General features: G+C 70.1%; 6 protein-coding genes. 2 read left to right on the top strand and 4 right to left on the bottom strand.

The annotated features are described in order from the left end of the window. The 3 genes from ccsA to ABIS05_RS08380 all read right to left on the bottom strand — a co-directional run. The coding region (ccsA, locus tag ABIS05_RS08390; RefSeq protein WP_348014513.1) for a cytochrome c biogenesis protein CcsA at positions 1-762 on the bottom strand (762 nt) is incomplete at its 3' end. Continuing rightward, on the bottom strand, positions 759-2,852 hold the full coding sequence (locus ABIS05_RS08385; RefSeq protein ID WP_348014512.1) for a cytochrome c biogenesis protein ResB: 2,094 nt from the start codon (positions 2,850-2,852) through the stop codon (positions 759-761). The genes ccsA and ABIS05_RS08385, both read right to left, overlap by 4 nt. 65 nt (positions 2,853-2,917) lie before the next feature. Then, positions 2,918-3,538 (bottom strand): c-type cytochrome, encoded by a 621-nt coding sequence (locus ABIS05_RS08380; protein WP_348014511.1) that lies wholly within the window; start codon positions 3,536-3,538, stop codon positions 2,918-2,920. A 70-nt stretch (positions 3,539-3,608) separates the two neighbouring features. Between ABIS05_RS08380 and yihA the strand changes: the two genes are divergently transcribed. Then, positions 3,609-4,343, top strand: coding sequence for a ribosome biogenesis GTP-binding protein YihA/YsxC (gene yihA, locus ABIS05_RS08375; protein WP_348014510.1), 735 nt, complete (start codon positions 3,609-3,611; stop codon positions 4,341-4,343). Here the strand turns inward: yihA and ABIS05_RS08370 are convergent. Then, entirely contained in the window at positions 4,340-6,385 is a 2,046-nt protein-coding gene (locus ABIS05_RS08370) for a DUF1631 family protein (RefSeq protein ID WP_348014509.1), read from the bottom strand. The two genes, yihA and ABIS05_RS08370, sit on opposite strands and share 4 nt — an antisense overlap. Before the next feature lie 88 nt (positions 6,386-6,473). Between ABIS05_RS08370 and ABIS05_RS08365 the strand changes: the two genes are divergently transcribed. Continuing rightward, positions 6,474-8,669 (top strand): tetratricopeptide repeat protein, encoded by a 2,196-nt coding sequence (locus tag ABIS05_RS08365; protein WP_348014508.1) that lies wholly within the window; start codon positions 6,474-6,476, stop codon positions 8,667-8,669. Positions 8,670-8,682 lie beyond the last annotated feature (13 nt).

Here is an 8,682-nt window from a genome sequence, read left to right as displayed (position 1 = left end):
GTGGATCTTCATCCACCAGCTCTGCAGGGCCGGCACCAGCGGCTGGATCTCCTGCGCGCCGCGCTCCAGCGTGTACCAGAGCAGGAAGCCGACGGCCGCGCTGACGACCAGCATCACGTAGGCGCCGAGCGACCGCGTCGCAAAACGCTGCTCGTAGTAGAGGTGGAAGAGCGTCGTCATCCAGCAGAACAGCACGAAGACTTCGTAGAGGTTGCTGACGGGGATGTGGCCGATGTCGGCGCCGATCTGGTGGCTCTCGTACCAGCGCACCAGCGTGCCCACGAGTGCCATGAAGACGCCGCCCCAGGCCAGCTTGGAGCCCACGGCCTCGGCCACGCTGTTGCGCCCGGCGCCGGTGAAGAAGCCACCCCAGTAGAAGAGCATGCTCATCGTGAAGAGCAGGCTCATCCACAGGATGGCGCTCTGGCTGGACAGCATGTACTTGAGCCAGAAGACCTGCTCGCCAGCGGCCAGGTCGGCGCCAAAGGCGTCGGTCTGCCGCGCGTACAGCGCAATGGCCAGCAGCGTGGCGGCGCCCACGGCGACGCACAAGGTGCGCAGCGGTTTCCAGAACCAGCCCAGCGCGATCAGCGCCGGCATGGCGCAGGCCAGGATGCCCTTCTCGTAGCCGTCCATGCTGGCGTGGTAGCGGTTGAAGGCATAGGCGCCGCCGAGCAGCACGAGGGCCGCAAAGACCCAGTCCAGCGCGTCGCGGCGCTGCAGCGCGTGGCGCCGCGGCAGGTCGAAGGTGGTGGTGTTCATGTCGGGTCCTTGAGCACGGCAGCCTTGAGCTGGGCGAAGAGGGTAGCGTTGTCGGGCGATTCGCGGGTGCTGGACATGGCCATGCGCACCTGCGAGCTGGCCGGGTCGGCGCTGGGCGCGATCCAGATCCACAGCCTACGCTCTTTGATGTAGAGCATGGAGAAGACGCCGACGATGAGCAGGAGGGCGCCGAGGTAGACCAGTTTCTGGCCCGGTGCGCGCGCGACCTGGAAGACGCTGGCCTGGACCTGCTCGAAGCCGTCGAGCTGCAGCAACATGGGCGCGGGGTAGTAGAGGCTGTCGGACAGCGACAGCACGGCCTGGGTCATGAAGGCCTGCGCGGCCGCGTCGGTGCCGGCGGGCTTCAGGCCCGCGCGCTCGCGGGCGAGCTGATGCAGTTCGAACAGGCTGCCGTTGAGGATGCGCAGCAGCACCTCGGACACGCGCTGGCGCTCGGGCTCGGGCACGTCGCGCTCGATGAACTGCGACAGCGCCGGCAGGCCACCCTTGACGTCTTCGCCCGGCTTGGCAGCGGCGCCGGAGAAGAGCGTCAGCGCGCGCTGGGCGGTGAGTTGCAGTTGTTCCTGCATCTTGGGCTGCGCGGCTGGCGTGGCCGACACGGCATAGGCACGCGCGGCCAGGTCGCGCAGTTGCGGGTCGGCCAGCGCCTGGCGCAGGCGCAGCCAGCTGTCCAGCGAGTCGTTCTCGTCGGCCGGCATGCGCAGGTAGCGGAAGTTCTCGGCCGGTGTCTCACGCATGCCGGCGAGGAAGAGGCGCTGGCCGTCCAGCGCCACCGGCACCATGTAGTTGTTGAACTCGCGCGCCTGGCCGGCGGCGTCGCGCAGCTTGTAGCTGAAGCTGGGGCCGACGTTGTGCAGCACCTTGGCCCCGTCGCTCTTGGCGCCGCTGCCGAGGTGCTTGTTCAGGCGTTCGCCGAGGTCGACCTTGCGCACGTCGGCGCCGCTGGCGTTGGCCCCACTGCCGTCATTGGCCAGGTTCTCGACGTTGATGACGCGCAGGCCGTCGAGCTCCAGTGTCTGCGCGCCGAAGGCCATCTTGGTGCCGACGCGGCCCTCCAGTTTCAACGCCGCGCCGCCCGCCAGTGGCAGGGCCTTGAGCTGCAGCTTGCTGCCGCCGTCCTCGAAGCTGCTCTGGTAGATGGCCACGCCCTTGTGGATGACGGGTTCGTTGACCTTGACGGTCGCCTCGCGCCGTGTGCCACCGTCATGGATGACGATGTCGCTGGCGAAGCTCTTGGGCATGCCGGTCGGGTAGTAGTCGACCTTGAACTGTTTCAGCTCGATGTCGAAGGGCAGGTCCTGCAGCACGACGCCGTTGGGCAGGCTGAGCACGGCAATACCTTGGCGCTGCTTCTCGGTCACCGACACATTGCCGCGAAAGCTTGGGTTGCTGGCGCTGAGGCGGTGCTCGGGCTTGATCTCGGCGATGAAGCCCGAGCCGGTGTAGAGCTGTTTGCCCTGCACCCACATGGCCAGCTTGACCACCGCGTTGCCGTCCAGCACGCCGCCGATGAGGATGAGCACGATGGCCGAGTGGGCCGACAGATAGCCGATCTTGTTGGCCGCGCCGCGCCGCGCCGCGATCATGTTGCCGTTGTCGCGTTTCTGCACCCGCGCCTTCCAGCCCAGCGCCGCCAGCGTGTTGCCGATCTCGGCCAGCGCCATCGCAGGATTGCTGGGCAGCTCGCCGATGGCCTTGTGGTGATGGGCCTGCAGCGACTGCTCGCGCACGCCTTCCTTGTAGTTGCGCAGGTCGACCAGGATCTTGGGCGCGTTGCGGGCGATGCACAGGCTCGTCGACACGACGAGAAAGGCCAGGATGAGCAGGAACCAGGGCGCGCTGTAGACCGTGTAGAGGCCCAGCTTGCCGAACACCTCGGCCCAGAAGGGGCCGAACTGGTTGATGTAGTTGCCCATCGGCTCGCTCTGGCGCAGCACCGTGCCGATGACCGACGAGATGCAAATCACGCTGAGCAGCGTGATGGCGAAGCGCATGGACGACAGCAGGTCCAGCAGCACGCGTGCGGCGGTGGGGGTTTGGACGGGTGGGGGAGCGGCGGGGGCGGACATCAGGGCATCAATGAAAAAGGCCGGTGGAGTTCACCGGCCTTAGTTCCCGAGGCGTGCGTGGAGGTTCAGCGCAGGCCGGCGACGTAGTCGGACACGGCCTTGATTTCCTTGTCGTTCATCTTTGCGGCCACGCCGTTCATGACGGCGTTGTTGGTGCGCGCGCCGCTGCGGAAGGCCACCATCTGTGCCTCGACGTAGTCGCCATGCTGGGCGCCGACGCGCGGGTACTGGGCGGGGATGCCCGAGCCGGTCGGGCCATGGCAGGCCGCGCAGGCCGGCACATTGCGCTCGGCAATGCCGCCGCGCCAGATCTTCTCGCCCAGCGCGACAGTGTCCTTGCTCTTCGCGAAGCCCGGCTTGGCGGTCTTGGACGCGTAGAAGGCCGACACGTTGCGGATGTCTTCTTCCGACAGCGGCGCGGCCATGGCGGTCATGACGGCGTTCTTGCGCTTGCCGCTCTTGAAATCGGCCAGTTGCTTGGCCAGGTATTCCGCGTGCTGGCCCTGCAGGATGGGGTTGGCCGGGCTGCCACGCGAGCCGTCGGCGGTGTGGCAGGCGGCGCACACCTGGGTGGAGAGCGCGCCACCCTTGGCGAGGTCGGGCTTGGCGGGCGCGGCAGCCGGCTCGTTCGCCTGGGCCACGGTGGCCAGCAGCAGACTCGACAGAAGGATGGCGACAGTCTTCATGGATTTATATGGTTTCGTTGGGCGCAACTTTCGAATTTTACAATGCCAGACCTAAGCGCTCGACCCGGCCATGACCAACGAAATCCCTGATGCAGTACCCGCCGAGCCGATCACCGAGAAGATCGCCTTGGCCTGGACGCACACCACGCGCTTCCTGACCACCGCCAGCCAGCTCATCCACCTGCCCGCCACCGACCTGCCAGAGATCGCCTTCGTCGGCCGCTCCAATGCCGGCAAGTCCACGGCCATCAACACGCTGGCCCAGCAGAAGCGCCTGGCCTTTGCATCCAAGACGCCGGGCCGCACCCAGAACATCAACCTGTTCGAGCTGGGCCCCAAGGACGCCGCCGACGCGCTGTTTGCCGACCTGCCCGGCTACGGCTACGCCGCCGTCGCCAAGGCCGCCAAGATGCGCTGGCAGAAGGTGATGGCCGACTACCTGGAGGTGCGCCGCAGCCTGTCGGGCGTCGTGCTGATGGTGGATTCGCGGCTGGGCCTGACCGACCTGGACAAGCAACTGCTCGATTTCGTCGCTGCCCGCATCTCGAGTGGCGAGATCAAGCTGCTGGTGCTGCTGACCAAGGCCGACAAGCTCAACCGCAGGGGGGCCGACGCCATCCTGCGCTCGACAACCGACTACCTGGCGGAGCTGTCCACCGAGAGCTCGGACGTTGCCGTGACGCTGTTCTCGGCGCTGAAGAAGAGCGGCGTCGGCGACGTGGCGCTGGCGCTGCGCGAATGGGTACTGGCGCATCGGCTGCCCGATGCGGTTGCGGGTGCCGAGCCCGATCAGCCGACGGATTAGCCGCCGCCGTCCAGGTCGCTCATCAGCGTGTCGACGGCGCGCTGGACGACGCTGTCGTCCTCCAGCGCTGTGATGAGGCCGTTGGCCAGCAGGGCCTCCAGCGCGCGGCGCGTCAGCGGCAGGCGCTCGTCGGAGTCGCGGCCGACGAAGAGCATGAACTGGCGGCCCTCGCTGATCCAGGCGACCTGGCTGGTGTGCCAGCCGCCCTGGATGAAAAGGTGGAACCAACGGCCGATCTCCACGTCCTCGACCCAGCGCTGCAGGGCGGCGCGCGCGTCGGGCGAATCGTGCTCGTTGTAGAGCTGCACCGGCACCGTCGGCAGCTCGCCGCGGTCGACGTCGGCGCTGAGCCAGTGTGAGGGGATCTGGGAGTCGCGCTCCTCCATCAGGCGCTTGACGATCTCGTCGGCCGTGGCGGGCGCGGCGCTGCTCGCCACTGCCGGTCGGGGCAGCATGGGTCGGCGCTCGCCCGGGTCCTGGGCCGGCAGGCCGCGCAACAGGCGGGCATGCTGGGCCATCAGCTCGGACAGTGGCGGCTCGCGCTTGGCCGGTGGCAGCTGGATGCTCTCGCAGCCGGCCATCAGGCGTTCGATCAGTACCGGCAGGCGCATGCGCAGCGCGTCGCGGTCGGCCGTGTCGCGCGGCGTCGTGAGGCTGTCGATGACGGCGTCGACGAGCTCCATCGCGGCCAGCGCCTCCTGCGAGTCGCGGCCGTGGCGCACCATGGCCGTGACGATGACGTCCACCCAGGCCGTCTGCAGGAAGCGGTGCATGCGCGGGCCGAGCGGCGCGCCGGCAACCTGGTGATCGGTCTGCTCGCGGATCAGCTCACGCCACTCGCTGCGCTGCTGCTCTCGCTCCAGAGCAGCCAGCTCGACGGCGTTGCGCTCGCTGCTCTGGCGGGCCTGCTGGTCGATCCGGGCGTCCACGCGCGCCAGCACCTGCTGGAAGAGGGCGGCTGTCGGCGTCGGTGCGTCCACCAGCAGTTGGGCCTCGGCTTCCATGAAGCGCAGGAAGTCGACGAAGCGCTTGTCGTCCACGCGCTCGAAGGCCATGCCGTGGGCGGCGACGCGGTTCAGCAGCGCCCAGGTGGGGTGGTCCTGTCGGCGCAGCAGCATCGCGTCGCTGCGCGCCAGGCGCACGACGGCGATCTGCAGCCGGGCCAGCAGGGCCTTCAGCGGCGGCAGCAGGCGCGGGTCGGCGAGGATCTGGTCGTAGAGCCGGCTGAGCATGTCCGGCCCCGTCGTGCGCACGAAGGGCGCGGGGGCGAGCGGGTCGCGCTGCGTGGCTGTGCCGAAACTGCTCAATCGCTGGGGCCGCGAATTGACGGCGTCGACGCGACGCGACAGGCCGTCCAGCGTGCCGGCCGCCGCAGGACGTGCGCCGATGCCGCGCATGGCGGCCAGACGCTGGTGGGCCAGCGGGTCGGTCTGGGCACGACCGTGCGACGCCACCATGTCGCCGATGTCGGCGGCGCGCAGCGCGGCACAGGCCTGGACGTACTGGCGGTGCAGGGCCTCGGCCAGCGGCGCGGCGGCCACGCGCATCAGCTCGTATCGGGTCTGGGCAGCGAGCGGGCTGGCAGCCAGCGCCTGGTGCAGCGCATGGGCGTAGAGGGCGGGGCGCAGCGGGTTGTCGCGCTCGCGCGCCCGGGCGGTGCCGCGCAGGGCGGCGTAGAAGTTGCCGATCTGGTGCAGTTCGGCGCGGCTCATGTCCTCGGCCGCCTGGGCGACGTGGGCAACGGCCACGGCCTGCAAGGCCTGGGGCTCGTCGACGAGGCTGAGACCTTCCAGCCCGCCGGCCGGCACGCTGCGGTGCAACGGGTCCTCGCCACGGCGCCCGGCCTGCAGCAGTTCGATGAGCCTGCCTTCGAAATCGGCCGCAAACCGCGACCGCACCTTGCGCCAGCTGTCCCGCAGCGCGAAGTGCTGGGGCTGGGCATCGAGCGCGTCCTGCACGAGGTTCAGCAACTCCCGGGCCAGCGGACCGGCTTCGGTCAGCGCGTGGTCGAGCAGATGGTGGGGATGCAGGCTGGCGGACATGAAGGCGATGCGACGGCGGAATGAGATTATCTGGCGCCGAATTGGTGCGTCTTGCGGTGTTGCCGCCACTTACCACCCCCTGAACCGCATGGCACACGCCGCACTTCATAACCTATTCACGCTTTTCCAGAGCGGTCGCCACGCCGAGATGGCGACGAGGGCCCGCGAGCTCCTGACGCAGGCGCCGGACGACGGCGCGCTATGGAAGGCCTTGTCGGTTGCGCAGCAGGTGTTGGGGCAGGACGCGCTGCCGGCTTTGCAGCGAGCGATGCAGCTCTTGCCGGGCGACGCCGATCTGCCGGCCAACCTGGGCGCCCTGCTGGCAGCCCGTGGCCAATGGCTCGAGGCGCGCGCGGCTTATGAGCAGGCGCTGCGCCTGCAGCCGCAACTGGCGGGCGCGCACAACAACCTGGGCAATGCGCTGCTGGCGCTGGGCCAGCCGTCCGAGGCGCTGGCGGCCTTTGACGCCGCGTTGAGTTGGCAACCCGGGCTGGTCGCCGCTTCCGGCAACCGGGCGCGTGCGCTGCTGGCGCTGGGGCGCCACGACGATGCCGCCGAGGCCTTTGGGCGTGCGGTGGCCGCGCAGCCGCGCGACGCCGGCCTGCGCCTGCATGCGGCAACGGCGCTGGCGGCTGCGGGCCGTGTGGCCCAGGCCATTGCCTGCTTGCGCGAAGCCGCGAGCCTGGCGCCGCAGCGTGTCGACGTCTGGTTCGCGCTGGGCCAGCACTTGCAAGCCAACGGCGATGACGCCACCGAGGCCTGGGAGCGCGTGTTGGCGTTGGACGCCGGCCATGCGGAGGCGGCCTGCAACCTCGCGCTGCTGCGGCCCGAGCGCGGCGAGGCGGTGCTGGGCGCTGCGCTGGCAGCGGGACTGGACACGGGACTGGACAGGGGACTGAGCGGCGAGCGCCGTGCCGCCGTGCTGGGCAATCTCGGCGGGCTGAGGTTGGCCGAGGGCCGGCATGCCCAGGCGGTCGAGGCCTATCGAGAAGCGCTGGGCGCGGCGCCGTCATCGCCTCAGGCGTTGAGCAATCTGGCCCAGGCCCTGAAGCGCCAGGGCGCGCTGGACGAAGCGGATGCCGTGCTGAGCCAGCTGATCGAGCTGGACCCGGCGTTGCTGACCGCACGCAGCGACCGGCTGCTGCTGCGCGCCTATCGCGGCATGGCGTCCGTTGCCGAGGCGGCGGATTTCGGCCGGGCCGTGCAGTCACCCCGCGTCGCCCGACCCGCTCGGGCGGCGGGGCCGTTGCGGGTCGGCCTGGTGTCAGCGGACCTGCGCGGCCACCCCGTCGGGCGCCTGGCCGAGGCCTGGCTGCCGGCGTTGGCGGCGCGGTGCGAGCTGTTCGTCTACGCCGGTATGCGCAGCGAGGACACGTTGACGCAGCGGCTGCGCGCCGCCGCGCCGCGCTGGCTGGATGCTGCGAGCTTGGGCGACGCGGCCCTGGCCGAGCGCATCGCCGCCGACGGCATCGACGTGCTCGTCGACCTCAACGGCCACACGGGAGGCCACCGTCTCGGCGTGTTCGCGCGCCGGCCCGCGCCGCGTCAGTTCAGCTGGCTGGGCTATGCCGGTAGCACCGGCCTGGCTGAGATCGACGCCTTCATCGGCGACCACGGGCTGCTGCCAGTCGTTGCCGAGGCGGGTTTCGTCGAGCCGCTGCGCCGCCTGCCGCACAGCTTCACCGTCTACGCGCCGCCGGCCGACGCGCCGGCCGTCACGCCGCTGGGCGAGGCGCCACGCTTCGGCAGCTTCAACGCACTGCACAAGCTGGGCGCCGAGGTGCTGGCGCTGTGGGCGCGCGTGCTGCATGCGACGCCCGGCAGCCGCCTGCTCATCAAGGCGCCGGGCCTGCAGCACGCCGACGAACGCGCGGCGCTGCAGGCGCGCTGGCCGGGCGACGCGGCGCAGCTCGAACTGGAAGGCCCCGGGCCGCTGGCGGACTACCTGGCCGCGTTCGGCCGTGTCGACATCGCGCTGGACCCGTTCCCGCACGGCGGCGGCATGACAACGCTGGATGGGCTGTGGATGGGCGTGCCCGTGCTCACACTGCCCGGCCTCGCGCCCATCTCGCGCCAGGGCTTGAGCTTCATGCAAACGCTGGGGTTGGCGGACGGCTGGGTGGCGGCGGACGAGGATGATTTCGTGCGCCTCGCGCAGCTGCGGGCGCAGGACCGTGCGGGCCTTGCTGCGCTGCGCGCCGGCCTGCGTGATCGCATGGCGGCCAGCCCGCTGTGCGACGCCGGCCATTTCGCCGACGACTTGCTGGCCCAACTGACGGCATGATGCGCGGCGTCCC

This window comes from Roseateles sp., assembly GCF_039929605.1.
Classification (GTDB): domain Bacteria; phylum Pseudomonadota; class Gammaproteobacteria; order Burkholderiales; family Burkholderiaceae_C; genus Pelomonas.
The sequence above is the reverse complement of the archived record's forward strand: the minus strand, read 5'-3'. Positions and strand labels throughout refer to the sequence as shown.